The sequence below is a fragment of the Leeia oryzae DSM 17879 genome (genome assembly GCF_000376945.1).
In the GTDB taxonomy this organism is placed as follows: domain Bacteria; phylum Pseudomonadota; class Gammaproteobacteria; order Burkholderiales; family Leeiaceae; genus Leeia; species Leeia oryzae.
On record NZ_AQXU01000019.1, the window covers coordinates 138126 to 158486 of the forward strand.

15 protein-coding genes are annotated in these 20361 nt (G+C 54.7%); 6 read left to right on the plus strand and 9 right to left on the minus strand.

The annotated features are described in order from the left end of the window. The first annotated feature begins 35 nt into the window (after positions 1–35). The 4 genes from F552_RS0106325 to F552_RS0106340 all read left to right on the plus strand — a co-directional run bounded on the left by F552_RS0106325 (position 36) and on the right by F552_RS0106340 (position 5094). A complete protein-coding gene (locus F552_RS0106325; protein WP_156802241.1) occupies positions 36–662 on the plus strand; it encodes a DUF4405 domain-containing protein in 627 nt (208 codons plus the stop codon). Between the two features lie 182 nt (positions 663–844). Next, entirely contained in the window at positions 845–2305 is a 1461-nt protein-coding gene (locus F552_RS0106330) for a pyridoxal phosphate-dependent decarboxylase family protein (RefSeq protein WP_018150890.1), read from the plus strand. A gap of 356 nt (positions 2306–2661) precedes the next feature. Further along, positions 2662–3840 carry an acyl-CoA dehydrogenase gene (locus F552_RS0106335; protein WP_018150892.1) on the plus strand — a complete coding sequence of 393 codons (1179 nt, stop codon included), beginning with the start codon at positions 2662–2664 and terminating at the stop codon, positions 3838–3840. Positions 3841–3885: 45 nt separating this feature from the next. Next, positions 3886–5094: a CaiB/BaiF CoA transferase family protein gene (locus F552_RS0106340; protein WP_018150893.1), complete on the plus strand. Its 1209-nt coding sequence runs from the start codon at positions 3886–3888 to the stop codon at positions 5092–5094. A 135-nt stretch (positions 5095–5229) separates the two neighbouring features. On the opposite strand, the gene F552_RS0106345 is transcribed toward F552_RS0106340, so the two are convergent. Next, entirely contained in the window at positions 5230–6708 is a 1479-nt protein-coding gene (locus tag F552_RS0106345; protein WP_018150894.1) for a DEAD/DEAH box helicase, read from the minus strand. A 299-nt stretch (positions 6709–7007) separates the two neighbouring features. On the opposite strand from F552_RS0106345, the gene alaS reads away from it, so the two are divergent. After that, positions 7008–9635 (plus strand): alanine--tRNA ligase, encoded by a 2628-nt coding sequence (gene alaS / locus F552_RS0106350; RefSeq protein WP_018150895.1) that lies wholly within the window; start codon positions 7008–7010, stop codon positions 9633–9635. A 152-nt stretch (positions 9636–9787) separates the two neighbouring features. Next, entirely contained in the window at positions 9788–10714 is a 927-nt protein-coding gene (locus F552_RS0106355) for a glutaminase (RefSeq protein ID WP_018150896.1), read from the plus strand. Positions 10715–10786: 72 nt separating this feature from the next. Here F552_RS0106355 and F552_RS0106360 read toward each other — a convergent pair whose 3' ends face one another. The 8 genes from F552_RS0106360 to glnE all read right to left on the minus strand — a co-directional run bounded on the left by F552_RS0106360 (position 10787) and on the right by glnE (position 20340). After that, a complete protein-coding gene (locus tag F552_RS0106360; protein ID WP_026182448.1) occupies positions 10787–12016 on the minus strand; it encodes an EAL and HDOD domain-containing protein in 1230 nt (409 codons plus the stop codon). Between the two features lie 316 nt (positions 12017–12332). Further along, positions 12333–13712, minus strand: coding sequence for a phosphomannomutase/phosphoglucomutase (locus F552_RS0106365; protein ID WP_018150898.1), 1380 nt, complete (start codon positions 13710–13712; stop codon positions 12333–12335). A 39-nt stretch (positions 13713–13751) separates the two neighbouring features. Next, a complete protein-coding gene (locus tag F552_RS0106370) occupies positions 13752–14717 on the minus strand; it encodes a YheT family hydrolase (protein WP_018150899.1) in 966 nt (321 codons plus the stop codon). Next, a complete protein-coding gene (locus F552_RS0106375) occupies positions 14717–15130 on the minus strand; it encodes a YybH family protein (protein WP_018150900.1) in 414 nt (137 codons plus the stop codon). Before F552_RS0106375 ends, F552_RS0106370 begins: the two co-directional genes overlap by 1 nt. Then, the gene (waaF, locus tag F552_RS0106380) at positions 15123–16181 is read right to left on the minus strand and encodes a lipopolysaccharide heptosyltransferase II (protein WP_018150901.1); all 1059 of its coding nucleotides are present in this window, start codon (positions 16179–16181) and stop codon (positions 15123–15125) included. The genes F552_RS0106375 and waaF overlap by 8 nt, the downstream gene beginning before the upstream one ends. 47 nt (positions 16182–16228) lie before the next feature. Further along, positions 16229–16435, minus strand: a complete 207-nt coding sequence (locus F552_RS0106385) for a zinc-finger domain-containing protein (protein ID WP_026182449.1) — start codon at positions 16433–16435, stop codon at positions 16229–16231. Positions 16436–16501: 66 nt separating this feature from the next. Next, on the minus strand, positions 16502–17425 hold the full coding sequence (locus F552_RS0106390) for a branched-chain amino acid transaminase (RefSeq protein ID WP_018150903.1): 924 nt from the start codon (positions 17423–17425) through the stop codon (positions 16502–16504). Between the two features lie 227 nt (positions 17426–17652). Next, the gene (gene glnE, locus F552_RS0106395; protein WP_018150904.1) at positions 17653–20340 is read right to left on the minus strand and encodes a bifunctional [glutamate--ammonia ligase]-adenylyl-L-tyrosine phosphorylase/[glutamate--ammonia-ligase] adenylyltransferase; all 2688 of its coding nucleotides are present in this window, start codon (positions 20338–20340) and stop codon (positions 17653–17655) included. Positions 20341–20361: the final 21 nt, after the last annotated feature.

Sequence of the window (20361 nt, forward strand, 5' to 3'; positions counted from 1 at the left end):
TAAGAAAAACTCCATTTTGTATCTATTTGTAAATATTGAATGATTTGGTAAAAAACACCTTCGTGCCATTTATTGGGAAATTATGTGCATCTATAATTTCTGCAAATAAACAGCAATACATCAGAAGGGTTATTATCATGTCAAATAGTGCAAGCACCATCAAGCCGGCAGTAAGCCCGGGTTTCCTGAAACGAAACGCCACCCAGCAAGTCATCCCGCTGTCCCTTATTGTGGCGGTCACGGGTGTGATGATGTTCTTTCATCTAGCGCAGGACAAAGTCTCGGCTTTGCACGAATGGCTGGGGCTGGCATTTGTGGTCGCCATGGTGCTGCATATCATGAAAAATTCAAAACCGTTTATCAATAGTGCCAATACACCAAGAACCCGGCTGTTTATCGGTTTGTTTCTGATAGTCTCTGCAAGCTTTGTTTTTTATCCAAAAGGCGAAGAAGATAATCCATTCCGTAAAGCCACTACTTTATTGATGAATGCCTCCATAGCAGATGCGGCACCAGTATTCGGTTTATCCGGTGAGGAAATGGTCAACAGACTGGCCAAAGCATCTCAACAAACCGTGACGACGACAGATTCCATCCAGTCCATTTCCGATAAAACGCACCAAAATCCGGTGGTGCTATTGCGTGCTGTGGCATCCAGGTAACTGGGTCATCTCTGCAAGTACCAACCTGGCGGTCAGGGCATGACATGTGGTCACCCGCCTCATTGCATAAAGCCTGTTACAGAGAGTGATCAGATAGCTAATCTATATTTGACATCAGGAATCCGCCGGCGTAAGACATCACATATTGCCTTGGTAGGCTGTTTCCAGTCAGGGGGATTCAGATGTCAAAAGATCTTGCCGAATCGGGCCGGTTACAAACCTTGCTGTCACGGCTGGGGGCCGGGCTGGACGAATACCTCAAGTTCAAGCATCCGGATGCACTGCATCCGGGCTATCACTGGCGCCAGTATCTGGATATTCCATTACCGAAGCAGGGTATCGGTATTGATGCGGTGACCGATGAGCTGTTGCAGCATGTCATCCCCAACGGTTCTGCCGTCCCAAGGCCTGGGTTCACGTCATTTATTACCACGGGCGGTACCACCGCCGCCATCCTTGCCGCCACCGCTGCCAGCGTGGCAGCCCCCCAGCGCTATACGCTAATGGCTTTTAACCTGCTGGAAGAACTCTCCTTGCAGTGGCTGGCCGACATGTTTGGCCTGCAGAGCATGAAAGGGGTGTATAGCAGTGGCGGTTCGGTTGCCAATCTGCTGGCACTAGGCGCCGCCCGCCAGTTTGCGTTTGAACAACAGGGGCGAGACCCCGGGCTGGACGGCGTAGACCGGCCGGTGCGTATTTATGCGACCGAAGAAGCACACCATACCGTTCAGCGATCTGCCGGCGTGCTGGGCCTCGGACGGCATGCGGTTTTTGCCGTTGCTTGTGATACAGAAGGGCGCATGTTGCCAGATGCGTTACGCCACGCCATCGCCAAAGACCGGCAAGCCGGTATCTTGCCGATGGCGATTGTCGGCAATGCAGGTACGACCAACCGGGGGGAGATTGACCCGTTGCGGGCGTTGGGCGAGATCGCCAAAGAAGAAAACATCTGGTTCCATGTGGACGGTGCTTACGGCCTGCCGGGTATGCTGGATGAACGTATCCGTCATCTTTACCAGGGGCTGGAACTTGCCGACTCTGTTATTACAGACCCGCACAAATGGCTAGGGGCATCTGTCGGTGTGGCCGCCACGTTTGTCCGGGACAGGGAGTTGCTCAAGCGGGCTTTCATGCAGGAACCCGCCCATTATCTGGAGGGCTCGGTCGAGTCGGTAGAGGGAGATGCACCGGTACCCGAGCATTCGCTGAACGACTTCGGCATACCGTACTTTGATTATGGGGTTGAACTGAGCTCCCCCAGCCGTGGCGTGGTGGTGTGGGCTCTGATCCGCGAAATCGGAGTGTCCGGCATGGCAGAGCGCATCCGCCGGCACAACGACATGGCCTCCAAGATTGCGCAGGTCGCCAGCGAACACCCTCATCTGGAACTGCTGCAAAAACCGACTCTGTCTATTTGCTGCTTCCGGTATGTGTCTGACAAGGTCACCGATCTGGATGGCCTGAACCGGCGCATCCATCGCCAGTTGTTGCAAGAGAACAAGAACATGCCCAGTACCACCATCGTGAATGGCAAGCTGGCCATTCGCCCGTGCTTTGTCGGGGCCAGGACCGAAATGTCACATGCAGATGCCCTGGTAGAGGATGTGCTGCGCATAGGCGCCGAGCTCTCCGGGTCTGCCTGACTTCACCCCTTGATGGCACTGATCATCTGTGCCATCAAGGGGAGTTGTTTTCCTCGTTGTGCCACCATCCATTTATTGCTGTAACCCACGGTTGAATGACGTCTGCCGAGCAACTTTCCCCGTACCTGAATATCCCTTCACTATATGCATGAATTGGCTGCCAGACGGGTCATTAAGACAGGTCTGTTTCAGGTTGTGTTTGGGACATTCAAGCCTGTTTTCTGTTTTTTGACCGATTGATCAATTTCTTGCAATTTCTGCTTTGCTTTTTTTTTCTGCTTGCGTTACCATTTTTGCATTGTGAAATTTAGTTCTGCAATGCGGAACTAAAACCCCAAAAAGCCAAGGAGACCAAAATGAGCAAATTCAATTTCCAATGGGATGATGCACTCTTGTTATCAGACCAGCTGACAGAAGAAGAACGCATGGTGCGTGAAGCTGCCTACAGCTACTGTCAGGAGCAATTGATGCCGCGCGTTCTGGAAGCGAACCGCCACGAAACATTCGATACCAGCATCATGAGAGAGATGGGCGAGCTGGGCTTTTTGGGTGCAACCATTCCTGAAGAATACGGTGGCGCTGGTCTGGGCCATGTTGCCTACGGCCTGATTGCCCGTGAAGTAGAGCGTGTTGACTCTGGTTATCGTTCTGCCATGAGCGTGCAGTCTTCTCTGGTGATGTACCCGATTTACGCCTACGGTTCTGAAGAACAGCGCAAGAAATACCTGCCACGTCTGGCCACCGGTGAAATCATCGGCTGTTTCGGCCTGACCGAACCTAACCATGGTTCTGACCCTGGCAGCATGATTACCCGCGCTCGTTCTGTAGACGGCGGTTACTCTCTGTCCGGTAGCAAAATGTGGATCACCAACTCGCCAGTAGCTGACGTGTTCATTGTCTGGGCAAAAGACGACGCAGGTGAAATCCGCGGCTTCATCCTGGAAAAAGGCATGAAGGGTCTGTCTGCACCAAAAATCGAAGGCAAGTTCTCCCTGCGTGCTTCTATCACCGGTGAAATCGTGATGGACGAAGTGTTCGTACCGACAGAAAACATGCTGCCAAACGTAAAAGGCCTGAAAGGTCCGTTCGGTTGTCTGAACAAAGCCCGCTTCGGTATCGCCTGGGGCGTGATGGGTGCTGCCGAATACTGCTGGCACGCTGCCCGCCAGTACACCATGGAACGCAAGCAGTTTGGTCGCCCACTGGCCGCCAACCAGCTGATCCAGCTGAAACTGGCCAACATGCAGACTGAAGTGACGCTGGGCCTGCAGGCTTGTCTGCAAGTGGCTCGTCTTCTGGATGCCGACAAATGGGCACCAGAAATGATTTCCCTGATCAAGCGTAACAACTGTGGCAAGGCACTGGATATCGCTCGCGTATCCCGTGACATGCACGGTGGTAACGGTATTGCGGATGAATACCATGTCATCCGTCACGTGATGAACCTGGAAGCCGTGAATACCTACGAAGGTACCCACGACGTTCACGCCCTGATTCTGGGCCGTGCACAGACCGGGATTGCCGCATTCAGCTAAGCGGCATCGTCACTGACGTTACGGAAACGCGATAAGGATAATTGCATGGGCGCACTCTCTCATTTACGAGTACTTGATTTGTCACGTGTACTGGCCGGCCCTTGGTGCAGCCAGAATCTGGCCGATCTGGGTGCGCAGGTTATCAAGGTAGAGCGTCCGGGTAACGGGGATGACACGCGCGGGTGGGGGCCTCCTTTCCTGAAAGACCAGGAAGGGCAGGATACCCGCGAAGCCGCCTATTACTTGTGCGCCAATCGCGGCAAGCAGTCCATCACGGTCGATTTTACCCAGCCGGCAGGGCAAGCCCTGCTGCATGAGCTGGTGAAGCATTGTGATGTGGTGCTGGAAAACTTCAAGGTCGGTGGCCTGAAAAAGTACAAGCTGGATTACGACAGCATCAAGGCAATCAAGCCGGATGTCGTGTATTGCTCGATTACCGGTTTTGGCCAGTCTGGTCCGTATGCTGAACGTGCCGGTTACGACTTCATGATCCAGGGCATGGGCGGATTGATGAGCATTACCGGTGCGCCGGAAGGCGAACCGCAGAAGGTTGGCGTTGCGGTAACCGATCTGTTTACCGGCATGTATGCGACAACCGCCATTCTGGCTGCTCTCAACCACCGTCAGGTGACGGGTATTGGCCAGCATATCGACATCGCCTTGCTGGACTGCCAGCTGGCCATGCTGGCCAATGTTGCCAGCAACCATCTGGTCGGCGGCATTACGCCACCGCGCCTTGGCAATGCCCACGCCAACATCGTGCCTTACCAGGTGTTCGAAGTGGCAGATGGTCACGTGATTGTGGCCGTTGGCAATGATACCCAGTTTGCCCGTTTTGCTGCGCTATGTGGCCATCCGGAATGGGCAGAAGACGAACGCTTTACGGCTAACAAGTCACGGGTACGCAACCGTCAGGTACTGGTGCCAATGATTGCCGAAGCCATGAAGTTGCGTCCGCGGCAAGACTGGCTGGAAATGCTAGAAGCAGAAACCATCCCTTGCGGACCGATCAACAATATTCCGCAAGCGTTTGCAGACAAGCATGTGCAATACCGTCAGGTCAAAGTGAACGTACCGCATCCGCAAGCGGGGAGTGTACCGCTGGTGGCAAGCCCGATGCGCTTGAGTGCTACGCCGATTACCTATGACGTTGCGCCGCCGCTACTGGGGCAGCATACCGATGAAGTACTGGCAGATTTGCTGGGTAAAGATACAGATACATTGAACGCATTGCGAAGCGCAGGCGTGATTTGAACGCATGAAGACAATCAGGGGTAACACAACACACATGTTGTCTTACCCCTGATTGTTGCAAAGATTGATTTCCTCTGCAGTCGTGGTGGGCCGTCCGGTTTTCCGGCGGCCCTTTTTTTGGCTTGTTACAACGCCTTACCAGCTACGACCATTGCCGCTGCCACCCAGCAAGGCTGGGGTCTGCTTTGGCTTGTTGCCTGGTGTCCGCGGTGCATGCTGCGGACGAGCCTGGGCTTGCTGGCCTTCTGGCTTGCGGTTGCCCTGGCCTTGAGGCGCGCGACGCTCTTGTGCCGGCTTGCCATCTGCCGCAGCAGCTGCAGGACGGCGGTCGCCGTGACGACTGTCGCCGTTACGACTGTCAGAAGGACGACCACCACCAGAACGAGGCTTGTTGCGATCGCCCTGGCTACCACCTGCACGGCGCGGGTTATGGCTTGGCGCAGGACGATCAGACGCGCTCCGCACTTCGACCGGTAGTTCGCTAACGTCGGCCTTGATGGCCGGGATTTCCCGTTTGATCATGCGCTCGATGTCGTGCAAGGCTTTGACTTCATCCGGGCTGACCAGTGACGTTGCTTCGCCAGTGGCACCCGCGCGGCCGGTACGGCCAATACGGTGCACATAGTCTTCAGAAACGGTTGGCAACTCGAAGTTCACCACGTGTGGCAGTTGGTCAATGTCCAGGCCACGGGCGGCGATATCGGTTGCTACCAGAACTTGCAGTTTGCCGGTCTTGAATTCTGCCAGCGCACGGGTACGTGCTCCCTGGCTCTTATTGCCGTGAATGGCCAGTGCCGGGATATCGGCCTTCACCAGCTTCTCGGCCAGCGCATTGGCGCCATGCTTGGTACGGGTAAACACCAGTACCTGAAACCAGTTGTGTTTGCGGATCAGGTCAATCAGCAATGCACGTTTGAATTCTTTCGGCACCAGATACACTTGCTGGCTAACAGACTCAGCCGCCGTATTGCGGCGAGCCACTTCAATGGTGTCCGGATTGGTCAGGAAGCTCTGGGCCAGACCTTTGATCTCGTCAGAGAAGGTGGCAGAGAACAACAGGTTCTGACGTTTCTTCGGCAGCAGGGCCAGAATCTTGCGAATGTCACGGATAAAGCCCATGTCCAGCATGCGGTCGGCTTCATCGAGCACCAGAATTTCTACCTGGGACAAATCCACGGTTTTCTGGTTAACGTGATCCAGCAGGCGGCCGGGGGTAGCAACCAGAATGTCCACACGGCTTTTAAGCGCCTTGATTTGCGGATTGATGCTCACGCCACCAAACATGGCCAGCGAGGTCAGTTTCAGGAACTGGCCGTAGGTTTTAACACTTTCTTCCACCTGGGCCGCCAGTTCGCGGGTCGGGGTCAGAATCAGTGCGCGCACTGGCGGGCGGCCTTCAGAAGGGCCCTTGGATGCGCGGTTGGACAGCTTGTGCAAGATAGGCAGGGTAAAACCAGCGGTTTTACCGGTACCGGTCTGGGCACCTGCCAGCAAATCTTTGCCTTCCAGTACCGCAGGGATGGCTTGCGCCTGGATAGGGGTAGGCGTGGTGTAGCCTTGCGCAGCAATAGCACGCAAGATTTCCTCGGACAGGCCGAGTTCTGTAAACAACATGGGGTGGTTCCTTGGGTTAGAGCCGCTCACCACAAGGGGATTCAGTCCGGGCTAAACCGATAGGTCAATAAGGATCTTACAAGAAAGCCGGTCAATGAACCGGCATCAAGGCAACCCGCGACTGAAAAGTGGGTTGAATAAGAGCCGCTATGGTAACAGATATTCACCGCTTTGAGTTTTTTACCTGTAAATCACTGAAAACCGGCATTTGCATATTGGCAGAAGACCCCATTTCATTGGAAAATCGAACTATTATTGACCTCGCGGCGTGAATAGCGCCGGTATAAGTTACTTATCCCATGAAAAGCGCAGAAATCCGTCAAAAATTCCTGGAGTTCTTTGCCAGCAAAAATCACCAGATTGTGGCCTCCAGCCCACTGGTCCCCGGCAATGATCCGACCCTGATGTTTACCGTAGCCGGCATGGTGCAGTTCAAAGACTGTTTCCTGGGCTTTGAAAAGCGTAGCTATACCCGTGCAGTGACCTCCCAGCGTTGCCTGCGTGCCGGTGGCAAGCACAATGACCTGGAAAACGTCGGTTATACCGCTCGTCACCATACCTTCTTCGAAATGCTGGGCAACTTCTCGTTTGGTGATTATTTCAAGCGCGAAGCCATTACCTACGCCTGGGAATTCCTGACCGGCAGCGCCTGGCTGAACCTGCCAAAAGACAAACTGCTGGTCACCGTATACGCCTCTGATGACGAAGCATTCGACATCTGGAACAAGGAAGTCGGCGTTCCTGCTGACCGTATCATCCGCATTGGCGATAACAAAGGCGCGCCTTATGCGTCTGACAACTTCTGGACCATGGGCGATACTGGTCCTTGTGGTCCGTGTACCGAGATTTTCTATGACCACGGCCCTGAGATAGCCGGCGGCCCTCCGGGCAGCCCGGATGAAGACGGTGACCGTTTCATCGAAATCTGGAACAACGTGTTCATGCAGTTCAACCGCGATGAAAGCGGCGTGCTGCATCCGCTGCCAAAACCATCTGTCGATACCGGCATGGGCTTGGAACGTTTGTCTGCCGTCTTGCAGCATGTGCATTCCAACTTCGAAATCGACCTGTTCGTGAACCTGCTGAAAGCAGCGGCACGCGAAACCGGTATCGAATACAGCCAGCAGCAGCCATCCCTGAAGGTGATTGCCGATCACATCCGCGCCTGTTCATTCCTGATTACCGACGGCGTGCTGCCAAGTAACGAAGGCCGTGGTTACGTCTTGCGTCGCATTATCCGCCGCGCCGTGCGTCATGGTTACAAGCTGGGGCAGAAACAAGCCTTCTTCCACAAAATGGTGCCAGATCTGGTACGCGAAATGGGCGAGGCTTATCCTGAGCTGAAAGAAGCGGAATCTCGCGTGATTGCCGCACTGAAAGCAGAAGAAGAGCAGTTTGCCAAAACACTGGAAAACGGCATGCAGGTGCTGGAAGACGCACTGGCAGCCAACAGCAAGGTGCTGGCAGGCGAGGTCATCTTCAAGCTTTACGATACCTTTGGCTTCCCGGTTGACATGACTGCCGATATTGGCCGCGAACGCGGGATTGAAGTGGATCTGGACGGCTTTGAACGTGAAATGGAAGCCCAGCGCGAACGTGCGCGTGCTGCATCCAGCTTCAAGTCGGTGGGTAATGTCGACTACAGCGGCGCGGCAACCACTTTTGAAGGGTATGTCGAAGCAAGTGTCGATGCGACCGTACTGGCCCTGTATAAGGATGGCCAGCCAGTCGAGCGTCTGGCCAAAGGGGATAGCGGCATTGTCGTGCTGGACTGCACTGCATTTTATGCAGAAGGTGGTGGCCAGGTTGGCGATACTGGCGAAATTTCTGCCACCGGCGGTGTTGACGCGCTGTTTGATGTGCAGGATACCCTGAAGATACAGGCAAACGTATTCGGCCATCACGGTGTGTTGAGCCGTGGTGCATTGTCTGTGGGTGACAGCGTGCAGGCGACCATTGATTTGCATCGCCGTCAGGCAACTGCCCGCAACCACTCTGCTACTCACTTGTTGCATGAGGCATTGCGTGAAGTGCTGGGTACGCATGTAAGCCAGAAGGGTTCTCTGGTCAACCATGAACGCACCCGTTTTGACTTTGCGCATGGGCAGCCAGTGACGGCTGCAGAAATTGCAAAGATCGAAGCCATCGTGAACCGTGTTGTCATGTCCAACCATGACGTGAGCGCCAGCCTGATGTCATTTGATGATGCCATCAAAACCGGTGCCATGGCACTCTTTGGCGAGAAATATGGCGATGTTGTCCGCGTATTGCAAATGGGCGATTTCTCTACCGAACTGTGCGGCGGTACGCACGTTCACCGTACCGGTGATATCGGTTTCTTCAAGATTGTTTCTGAAGGTGGGGTAGCTGCAGGTGTTCGCCGTATCGAGGCGGTCACAGGTGAGGCCGCAGTCCAGTGGGTACAGCAACAAGACCAGTTGCTGAAAGAAGCGGCTTCCATTCTCAAGGCACCGGTAACAGATCTGACCAGCCGTATTACCCAGACCCAGGATAACGTCAAGGCGCTGGAAAAAGAACTGCAACAGCTGAAATCCAGACTGGCCAGCAGCCAGAGTGGTGAGCTGGTTGAAAAGGCTGTGTCTGTGAATGGCGTCAAGCTATTGTCGGTTGAACTGGCTGGTGCTGATGTGCCGACCTTGCGTCAGACACTGGATACCCTGAAAGACAAACTGGGTAGTGCCGTGGTGGTGTTGGGGTCGCACGCCGATGGCAAAGTGTCTCTGATTGCCGGCGTAACGGCTGATCTGACCGGGCGTTTCAAGGCTGGCGAAGTGGTTAACTTTGTTGCCCAGCAAGTCGGTGGCAAAGGGGGCGGTCGTCCGGACATGGCACAAGCAGGGGGTACCCAGCCAGAAAATCTGGCGGCAGCCCTGGCCAGCGTCGCAGAATGGCTGGCCAGCAAGTAAGTAAGTCCTTTGCTGACCTGATACAAAAAAGCCACCTTCGGGTGGTTTTTTTGTACCGGTGGATCTGATCCGGCCTCGGGCACCGTAGTTTCACCCATTGCAGTGGTTGCCATTAGATTTTATTGTCATGATCCCCCAAGGATGAATCTGCCATGCAAAAGAACATGAACTACCAAACCATTCTGGAAGACATCGCCCGTGAAGTGGCGCCGCTGACCCATCAGGGAAAGGTGGCAGATTATATTCCTGCACTTGCTTCGGTGCCGCTTGGCAAGTTTGGCATGGCGATCCAGACCGTGGATGGACAATGTTTTAGCGTGGGTGATTCAACCGAACGGTTTTCCATCCAGAGCATGTCCAAGCTGTTTACGCTGACCATGGCGTTTCGTCTACTGGGTGAGGACTTGTGGCAGCGGGTAGGGCGTGAGCCTTCGGGTACGCCGTTTAACTCACTGGTGCAGCTGGAATACGAGCAAGGCAAGCCCAGAAACCCGTTTGTGAATGCAGGTGCACTGGTCGTGACCGATATCCTGAGCAGCCATTACGTTCAGGCAGAAATTGCATTTTTGCAATTCATGCGCAAGCTGACAGGCATTACCTCGATCAACTTTGATACGAACGTGGCCATTTCCGAGCTGGCTACATCATCCCGGAATGCGGCCATGGCCCATTTCATGAAGAGCTTCGGCAACCTGAAATCCCCGGTGGATATCGTGCTGAACAGCTACTGTCACCAGTGTGCGGTAGCCATGAGTTGTGAGGAGGTCGCCAAAGCGGCGCTGTTCCTGGCTAACCATGGAGAAGTACCGCTGACGGGTGAACGCTTGCTGACGGTCAGTGCATCCAAGCGCATGAGTGCTGTCATGCTGACTTGCGGTACTTATGATGCTGCCGGAGATTTTGCGTTTCGGGTTGGTTTGCCTGCCAAGAGTGGTGTGGGTGGCGGCATTGTTGCGGTGATTCCAGGTGAAGCGTCCGTGTGCGTCTGGTCGCCTGGCCTGGATGCAAACGGTAATTCGCTGGCGGGCGGCATGGCACTGGAGCTGCTGACCACCATGACCGGACGTTCGATTTTCTAAGCAACGGGCCGGTATATCACTTCATGATGAATCCTTGAGAGAAGAGGCTGCAAGGATTCATCACGCTGTTTGCTAGATGGCTTTACTAAGCTGATTGGCCCAGTCCAGAGCGGAGAGTTCGGCAGTTAGCAGGTCATCTGCCGTAAGTTGCGGCCAGGCTGAAAAGTCGATGACCTCGGTTTTTTGTTCGGTGTTTTCCATCAGTTGTAACAGCTGCCCGAGTTTGCCTTTTCTTTCCAGCAGTGCTGCATTCATGGTCTCGCCCAGATTCAGCGGCGTGATCACGTCATGGAGAGGTTGATTGAAAAGAGCATCCAGCAAAGAAAAAATCCCCACCATGAAGGCCTTGTCCTGCTCTTCGAGTGTAAATCCAAGCTTGGCGGACAGCAGTTCCATCTGTTTGCCGCGGACAATCGCCAATAGCATCAGCGGATTGTCTTCTTTCATGTCGCCGGTATCTTTGACCGCAAACATCAGAATCTGTAACCAGCGTTTCAAATGCTGGCGTCCCAGAACCACCAGTGCCTGATTCAGACTGTCAATCTGTCTGCCAACCCCGCTGCCAACCGAGTTCACCAGCTTCATCAGGTTAACGGCCAGGTTCGGGTTGCGCTTGAAAATCTGTTCGATCTCGGCAATGTCTGCATCACGTATCACCAGACCAAGCAGGCTGAGCAGGGCAATTTTGGAGGTATCCGTCCGCTTGCCTTCCAGCATGGTGGGCTTGGCAAAATAGTAGCCCTGAAAGAGGTCAAAGCCCAGCTTCATGCAAAGCGCATGCTGTTCTTCGTTATCTATTTTTTCGGCCAGCAATTTGACCGGCCAGCGCATGAGCGCCCTGACGGTTTTTTGCAAGTCGGGTACCGACATGGCCAGTACATCCAGTTTGACGATATCGATGTAAGGCAATATCGATTCGATTTGCGCATCCATGCCAATCACGTCATCTAGCGCCAGGGTGAATCCTTTGGCTTTCAGGTCAGCGCAACGCTGGATGATTTGCTCATCAATGGTGATGGTTTCAAGCAACTCCAGCACCACTTGCGTTTTGGGAAGCAGTTCAATCAGGTCAGAAAGCAGCAAATCTTTGGAAAGGTTGATAAACCCCTGGTAATTGCCCAGTACATGCTGAATGCCCAGTTCAGAAAAAGCATAGTGAATTACGCTAGAGGTCGCCCCGACATCATCATCAATGATGGCACCATTATGCTGGCTGGAGCGGAATAATAGCTCATAAGCCACTTGCCCGCCTGCGCGGTTAAGTATGGGTTGTCGTCCTAAAAAAAACGATTGCTGGTTCATGAGGGGATATCACTAAAGTTGCTTGGGCAAGGGTTACATTCAACACGAGTCAGTGTGAACAGGCAAGGCATTGTGCAGGGAGAATCATGCGTTTGCATCAGTTAAATGGTTAAAACTTGATAAATCCGGGTTTATCGATTTTACGCCAATCATTTGCCGGCATTACCTTGCAGTTGTCATGGTCTGTGCATGCCATCTACTTATGCTAAGCGTAAGGTCGCCATCCGGGAAGTAGCAGATGCACATTGCTTACTGACTGCCCGGATCAGATGCCATTTGGCTGTCGGATCAGGGCAGTCTAACCGGATTTGTTGGATCAGAACGGAAGTACCAGTGCAGGGTTGACTTTATGTAGTTCGGTACGGAATTCGTGCTGAATCCGGGCCAGGGCGGCATCGTCTTTACCTTCAAACCGGAATACGACCACCGGGGTGGTATTGGAGGCTCGGGCCAGGCCAAAACCATCCGCATATTCGACACGCAGGCCATCTATCCGGATCACTTCAGTTGCGCCCTTGAAGGTGGCAACCTTGCCCAACGTATCGATCAGCGCGTGCTGATCCCCCTCTTTTGCACACTGCAGGTGAAGCTCCGGGGTCGATGGACGAATCGGCAGTGCTTCTAGCAAGGTGGACGGGTCTTCCACCTTGGAGAGAATCTCCAGCAGACGTGCACCGGCATAAATGCCATCATCAAACCCGTACCAACGCTCTTTGAAGAAGATATGGCCGCTCATCTCGCCGGCGAGCGGTGCTCCGGTTTCTTTCAGCTTGGCCTTCATGAATGAATGCCCGGTGCGCCACATGAGGGGTTTGCCGCCGTATTCTTTGATCCATTCTGCCAGCAAACCGGTAGATTTCACGTCAAAGATGATTTCGGCACCAGGATTACGCTCCAGCACATCGGCTGCAAACAGCATCATTTGCCGGTCCGGGTAGATAATCTGGCCCGAGCGGGTTACCACACCAAGCCGGTCACCGTCACCGTCAAAGGCAAGCCCGAATTCTGCATCGGTTTTCTGGAGGGCATCAATCAGGTCCACCAGATTTTCCGGTTTGGCGGGGTCCGGGTGATGATTGGGGAAGTTGCCGTCCACATCACAAAACAGTTCACGCACCTTGCAACCGAGCCTGCGGTAGAGAACCGGGGCAAATGCGCCGGCCACGCCGTTGCCTGCATCGACAATGATGTTCATCGGACGGGCCAGTTCGATATCTTCGCAAATGCGGTTCAGATACGCCTCAACCACATTCTGCTGGCTATACTTGCCTTCCCCTGTCGGGAAATTGCCTGCATTGATGGCTTGCCACAGCGCCTGAATGCGCTCACCAGCCAGTGTCTCTCCTGCCATCATCATCTTCAGCCCGTTGTATTCCGGCGGATTATGGCTGCCGGTGATCATGACGGCCGAGCCGGTATCCAGATAATGGGCGGCAAAATAGGTAATCGGGGTGGCTACCTGGCCGACATCAATGACGTCGGTCCCGGTGGATTGAATACCTTGCGCAAGCGCATGCGCAAATGCAGGCCCCGAGTGACGGCCATCACGGCCAATGACAATGGCTTTTACGCCGAGTGTGCGTGCTTCAGCGCCCAATGCCTGACCAACCTGAAACACGACTTCGTCTGTCAGGTTTTTACCCACGATGCCGCGGATGTCATAGGCTTTGAAAATGTCTTTTGCAGGGATACTCATGCGTTGCTCCTGAAAGAGGGGTGGCTGCCGGCTATATGTCTAAAGCTGTTGCTGGCAGAAATGAAATATCTTCTGAGGTAATTTGCTGTTATACCTCATCCAGGGCCATGCATGAATAAAACCGGCATGGCCGCCGTGTGCGGGAAAATCCAGGGTAATGCTTGCGGACACTTGCTCCTGAGTCGGCAATGAATCTGCTGGGATGAACGGGTCGTTGCGCGCGTTCAAAACCAGTGTTGGGACCGTGACAAACTGCAGGTAGGGCAGGCTGCTGGCACGCTGCCAGTAATCATTGACGTCCCTGTACCCGTGCAATGGCGCGGTAAACAGATCGTCAAATGCACGGATGGTATCAATACGCGCCAGTTTTTCCATGCTGTACCGGTGTTGCAGGGCAGGATGGCGGATCAGCAATTGCTTGAGCTTCGGTTTCAGTGTCTTGAGAAAGGTCTGGCTGTAGAGGCGCCGATTCCAGCCTTTATCCAGGCTGTCTCCCGCCTTGGTCAGGTCCATGGGTGCAGAAATGCTCACCGCTGCCCGTACCCATTGGCGAGCTTTTTCCGGATACTCTCCCAGCCACTTCAGCATGGCATTGCCACCCAGAGAGATTCCTACCGCAAAGCGCGGATTATCCGGATACCGGTTGATTACCTGACTGATCATCCAGTCGATTTCCTGACTGTCTCCTGCATGGTACGCCCTGGCTTGCAGATTGCCCAGTCCGCCACATGTCCTGAAGTGGGGGACGACTGCATGCCAGCCCAGAGACTGGGCCTTGGCCAATAACTGACGGGCATAGTGACTCTGGCTACTGCCTTCCAGTCCGTGAAACAGGATCATGACCGGCGCCTGTGGTGATTGTCCGTTCAGTACATCAACGGCAATCTGGTCCTGGTCTGGGGTCTGCCAGACGTCTCGGTGCAATGGAACTTGGGGGCGGTAAGCCAGCGTTGCCGGGATAATCGTTTCTGCATGCGCCCGCAGGCGATCCAGCAGTTTAGTCATCAATGCAGGACCGGTGCCAGGTCATCATCAGCGAGCAAAGGCGAAGCGTGATGCGCCAGAATGCGCCAGCCGTGCTCGGTGAGTACATAGATATTGGTGGCGTTAACCCAGTGCTGCTGCGCGGTATCACCAATCACGTGCACCATTTCCGTGACGTGATGGATGGTGACGCCTTGCCCCTGAATCACGCGGCGATCCTGCACATGGATGTGCAGGTCGGGCATGTGTTCGAACAACGCTTCCCAGCCGGCCTGAATGGCGGGCAGGCCGAGCATGCGGTGCCCGGCCGGATGAACGCAGAAAGCGCGCTCGTCTTCGGCCCACAAGGCGATCATGGCACGCAGGTCGCGCCGCTCAAACGCTTCGTAAAAGGCAAGTTCCAGATCCAGGGGGGAGGCAAATGTATCAGGCATGTTGTTCTATGGATGGTTGAGAGGAACCTTTGGCAGAAGAGACAAACTCCATTTTCTGCCAGACATAGTCGGGGCTGAGGTCTTGCAGGCATTGCAAGTGACCAAGCGGGCACGTCCGCTGAAAACAGGGGCTGCATTCCAGTGCCAGATGGGCCAGACGGGCCTTGTCCGACAAGGGCGGCGTGAAGTCCGGGCTGCTGGAGCCATACAGCGCTACCATGGGGCGGTTAAGGGCTGCCGTCACATGCATCAGGCCGGAGTCGTTGCTGATCACCTGGCTGGCCATGGCAATCAGGTCAATTGCCTGGGTGAGGTGGGTTTTGCCACACAGGTTGATGGCTTCCGGACTGATTTGCCGGATGGCTTCTGCATCGGCATGATCTTTGGCGGACCCCAAGAGCCAGACTTGCATGCCGGCCTGCACGGCTTTTTGTGCAATCGTGCCAAAATGCGGTGTCGGCCAGCGTTTGGCCGGCCCAAACTCTGCACCCGGGCACAAGACCAGTATCGGGGATTGGTCATTCAGTTCCAGCGCAGACAAGGTTGCCAGTTGCTGTGCTCTGGTACTGGTAAGCGAGGGCTTGGCTATGTGTGTTGCAGGTATCGGGGCCGCATCTGCTGTCTCTGCCAGCCAGGCAAACCGTTCTGCCATGGTTGGCAGGCGTGTGGCATCCAGATGACGCAGGTCATTTAGCAGACCGTAGCGTTGTTCACCTTTAAAACCGGTGCGTTTGGGAATGCCGGCAAAAAAAGGTACAAGTGCCGATTTTAGCGAATTTGGCAGAACAATGGCCTGGTCATACTGCTGCAACGACATGGCCCGGCCCAGTTTGAAGCGGGCCCGAAGGCGGATGTCACCATGGGCAAACGGATTATCGAAGCTGGCATTTACTTCCGGCATGCGTGCCAGAAGAGGACGTGTCCATGACGGGGCCAGTACATCGAGCTGCAGACCAGTGCCTTGATGAATCTCGTGCAGACGTTTCATCATGGGTTGGGCCAGGACCGTGTCACCGACCCAGGCAGGCGCAACAATCAGGAGTTTATACACGTGCTGACTTCTTTACTTGCTGTATGTCAGAGGACAACATCAAGGGCTTAATGATGGCCACCTTTTGCAGGGCCACCTTTCAGCGTGTAGTGCGTACCGCAATACGGGCACAGTGCTTCACCGGTTTTCTCGATTTGCAGGAAAACGCGTGGGTGCGCATTCCATTTTTGCATGTTAGGCATCGGGCAATGCAGTGGCAGGTCTTCTGCGGATACTTCTACGGAACGCTTGGTGTTTTCAATCAGTCCAGACATGGTTTTACCTTTTAAAACAACGAAGTGCCCGGCATGGCTGCCGGGCATGATGATGCTTGAGTGCGATTACTTGACGTAAGTCAGCCAGTCGCTGTGTTTTTCGTCACGACCCTGAACAACGTCAAAGAACATTTTTTGCAATGCTTTGGTCACAGGTCCTGCCGTGCCTTCGCCGATCTGGCGGTCATCCAGTTCACGGATTGGCGTAATTTCTGCCGCAGTACCGGTAAAGAAGGCTTCGTCAGCCGTATAAACTTCGTCACGGGTAATGCGTTTTTCTACCACGGTCAGACCCATTTCGTGGGCCAGTTGTACCACCGTGTCACGGGTAATGCCTTCCAGCGCAGAGGTCAGGTCTGGCGTAAAGATTTTACCTTTGCGGATAATGAAGATGTTCTCACCGGAACCTTCTGCGACAAAACCGTCCACGTCGAGCAGCAGGGCTTCATCGTAACCAAGGCTGCTGGCTTCCTGGAAGGCCAGAATGGAGTTGACGTAGTTGCCTGAGGTTTTGGCTTTGCACATGGTCACGTTGACGTGGTGACGCGTGAAAGACGAGGTCTTGATGCGAATGCCTTTTTCCAGGGCTTCTGCGCCCAGATATGCACCCCATGTCCAGGCCGCAACGGCGACGTGTACGGACAGGGTTTTGGCTGAAATGCCCAAGGCTTCCGAGCCATAGAAAGCAAACGGGCGCAGATAGGCGGATTCGAGCTTATTGTCCCGGACCACGGCCACCTGAGCGTCCATCAGGGTTTGCATGTCGTAAGGCACTTTCATGCCCAGAATTTTGGCCGAATTCAGAAGACGTTCCGTGTGTTCTTTCAGACGGAAAATGGCCGGCCCGTTAGGGGTGTTGTACGCACGTACGCCTTCAAACACGCCCATGCCATAGTGCAGGGTGTGGGTGAGTACATGGGTAGTGGCATCGCGCCAAGGCACCATTGCGCCGTCATACCAGATCAATCCGTCACGGTCAGACATCGACATGCTGCGTCTCCTGAAGCTTTTCTTGTGGGGGCAAAATGCATTTGCCGGTTATATAAAAACAGCAAACCCTGATTGTAGCGCGTTTTCTCTGGCGAGGGTATGGGTCACCGCACAGGTGCATGACCTGCCACTTCCGGGCCTGCACCTGCTCGGCCCTGGCTGGTCAACCCATGATACCGGTAGGCGGCAGGGTGGACGTACGTGTCCCTGCCGGACCACAATCCCGATTACCGCGCTTGACCGAATACTTGTTGCCAGAGCGCGCGGATGGCCTGTTGTTCCTTTTTGCGTTCGTGTTCATCAATCCGGTTATTTTGCTGGCCGGACAGGCGCAGTACATGCTGCTGGTGGCGCAAGCTGCGGTAGGCATTGCTGGCGGCCAGCGCAATGTCTGGCGGCATGACGCCAAGTGCACCTGCGGCGTTAAGCAGGGCGATATTGCCGCTGTTTCGCGTCAGGTCCGGGTACTGAGGGGCCAATGCCAATACCAGATATTGAACACAGAATTCCACATCAATCAGCCCGCCGGCATCATGTTTGACATCGAATTCACCTGCATGCGGCGGATGCGCGTCGTGCATTTTCTGCCGCATGGCCATGACTTCATCCTTGAGTGCTTTCAAGTCACGTTTCTGACTGAGTACATTCATTTTGATGTCGTCAAACTGCTGGCCAACCAGTGCGTCGCCGGCCACAAAACGGGCGCGGGTCAGTGCCTGGTGTTCCCATATCCAGGCAGACTTTGACTGGTATTCTGCAAAGGCTTCAACACTGGAGACCAGTAAGCCGCTTTCGCCGTTCGGGCGCAAGCGGAGGTCCAGCTCATAGACAGTTCCGCCAGCGGTCGGGGTGGTCAGCCAAGAGGATAAGCGCTTGGCGAGCCGCGCGTAGTTCTCGGCCGCATCCGGATGGTTGTCATCGTAAAGGAAGATGATGTCCAGATCGGTGGCATAGCCTAGCTCCTTGCCGCCCAGCTTGCCATAACCGATGACGGCAAACTTGGGTGTCTCGATGTGCCGTTGCTTGATTTCTTTCCAGCAGCGGTACACGCAGGTATCCAGAATGACGTCTGCCAAATCTGAAAGATAGTCTCCCAGCGCTTCCACGCTGTGCATGCCGGCCAGATCTTGCGCCACCAGCCGGAACACTTGTGTGTGATGCACGTGCCGCAGGATGTGCATGATCTGTTCGGTATCCCCGGCTGCCTCGTCAAGGAGCTCGTTTAATTCCTGTCGCAGTCTTTCCTTGTCCGGATTCTGGTACAGGATGCGGCCATCCAGCAGCTCGTCCAGCAAGATCGGGTGACGTGTGAGGTATTCGGAGACCCATGGGCTTGCACTATAGAGCGTGGCCAGCTTTTGTAGCGTTTGCGGGTGTTCGACCAGCAAGGCCAGATAAGACTCCCGACGGCTGATGGCTTCCAGCAGGTTCATCAGCCGGTGGAGGGTGGTATCCGGCTGTGGCTGTCTGGCGGCAACGGCGAGCAGTGGCGGCACCAGCGTATCAAAGCGGCGTTTGCAGTTGGTGGGCAAGTTCAGGTAGCGGTGACTGTTTTTCATAGAAATCAGTAACTGCTGTGTGCCTTTGGGGTCACGGTAGCCTATGGTGGCCAGGGCATCCACCGTGGTTTCCTGATTGTCACAATCCAGCCAGACGGCATCCAGCGGGTGGCTGGCGTTATCCATCGGCGCAATGAAGACTTGTTCGAAGTGCCGGCTGACCAGGTGGCGGTGGGTATCCAGCTCAGCCAGCAAGGCGTTGTAACTTGGTGTGTCCATGGCCATCGCCAGACGGTGCTGGTCTTCGGGGTTTCTGGGCAAGGTCTGGGTTTGCTGGTCATCCAGGTACTGGATCCGGTGTTCCAGCCGGCGCAGAAACTCATAGGCTGCCAGCAGCTCATCCACTGCCTGTTCGGGCATCAGGCCCAGGGTGGCGATTTCTGCAAAGGCCTGGCGGGTGCTGCGCACTTGAAGTTTTGGGGTACGTCCGCCACGAATCAACTGAAAAATCTGGGCAATGAATTCGATCTCGCGAATTCCGCCCGGCCCCAGTTTGATGTCGTCGGATTTGTCACGGCGGGTCACTTCACGACGGATCTGGCTGTGAAGATCACGGATGGAACTGTAGGCGCCATAGTCCAGATATTTACGGAAGACAAACGGTTTGACCAGCTGCATCAGGCTGGTTTCATCGCCGGTGAGAACGCGGGCTTTCATCCAGGCGTAGCGTTCCCATTCCCGCCCTTGGGTAATCAGGTAGTTTTCCAGCATGGCGTGGCTGGCGACCAGCGGGCCTGAGTCGCCGTGCGGGCGCAGGCGCATGTCGACGCGGAACACAAATCCATCGGCTGTCGCATCGTTCAGCGCCTTGATAACGCGTTGCCCCAGACGGGTAAAAAACTCCGAGTTGCGGATCACCCGCGGGCCTTCGGTATCGCCATCTTCCGGGTAGACAAAAATCAGGTCGATATCGGAAGACACGTTCAGTTCTTCGCCTCCCAGTTTGCCCATGCCGACAATGGCCAGTGACTGGTGGGTACGTGTGTCTTCGCCTACCGGTTCGCCATGCACGCTAACGAGCATCTGATGGTGATAATCCAGCGCTGTTTCGATGACAAATTCGGCAAACCAGCTGACCGATTTGACGACTTCATCCAGCGGGGCCAGGTTGTTCACGTCCCGAATGATCAGGTGCATCATCATGCGCTGGCGCAACTGGCGGAGCTGCGCGGCCAGTTGTTCATCCGACGTGACGGCAGGCAATGCGCGCCACCATTGCTGAAACACCGCTTTGCTCATGGGCGTTTGTATGTCATTCATTACCTTTTCGACCATTTCCGGTTTGCTGCCAGAAAGGCGACTGATGTAATGACTGACGTTTTGGGCTTTTTCGAGTAAAGGGAATTGCAATGTCATCCTGGGTGCCTTGTGGAAATT

Excerpts from the sequence above, each read along its gene's own strand:
- F552_RS0106330 (WP_018150890.1), top strand. The coding sequence starts at position 845 with ATGTCAAAAGATCTTGCCGAATCGGGCCGGTTACAAACCTTGCTGTCA.
- F552_RS0106335 (WP_018150892.1), top strand. The coding sequence starts at position 2,662 with ATGAGCAAATTCAATTTCCAATGGGATGATGCACTCTTGTTATCAGAC.
- F552_RS0106340 (WP_018150893.1), top strand. The coding sequence starts at position 3,886 with ATGGGCGCACTCTCTCATTTACGAGTACTTGATTTGTCACGTGTACTG.
- F552_RS0106345 (WP_018150894.1), bottom strand. The coding sequence starts at position 6,708 with ATGTTGTTTACAGAACTCGGCCTGTCCGAGGAAATCTTGCGTGCTATT.
- alaS (WP_018150895.1), top strand. The coding sequence starts at position 7,008 with ATGAAAAGCGCAGAAATCCGTCAAAAATTCCTGGAGTTCTTTGCCAGC.
- F552_RS0106355 (WP_018150896.1), top strand. The coding sequence starts at position 9,788 with ATGCAAAAGAACATGAACTACCAAACCATTCTGGAAGACATCGCCCGT.
- F552_RS0106360 (WP_026182448.1), bottom strand. The coding sequence starts at position 12,016 with ATGAACCAGCAATCGTTTTTTTTAGGACGACAACCCATACTTAACCGC.
- F552_RS0106365 (WP_018150898.1), bottom strand. The coding sequence starts at position 13,712 with ATGAGTATCCCTGCAAAAGACATTTTCAAAGCCTATGACATCCGCGGC.
- F552_RS0106370 (WP_018150899.1), bottom strand. The coding sequence starts at position 14,717 with ATGACTAAACTGCTGGATCGCCTGCGGGCGCATGCAGAAACGATTATC.
- F552_RS0106375 (WP_018150900.1), bottom strand. The coding sequence starts at position 15,130 with ATGCCTGATACATTTGCCTCCCCCCTGGATCTGGAACTTGCCTTTTAC.
- F552_RS0106385 (WP_026182449.1), bottom strand. The coding sequence starts at position 16,435 with ATGTCTGGACTGATTGAAAACACCAAGCGTTCCGTAGAAGTATCCGCA.
- F552_RS0106390 (WP_018150903.1), bottom strand. The coding sequence starts at position 17,425 with ATGTCGATGTCTGACCGTGACGGATTGATCTGGTATGACGGCGCAATG.
- glnE (WP_018150904.1), bottom strand. The coding sequence starts at position 20,340 with ATGACATTGCAATTCCCTTTACTCGAAAAAGCCCAAAACGTCAGTCAT.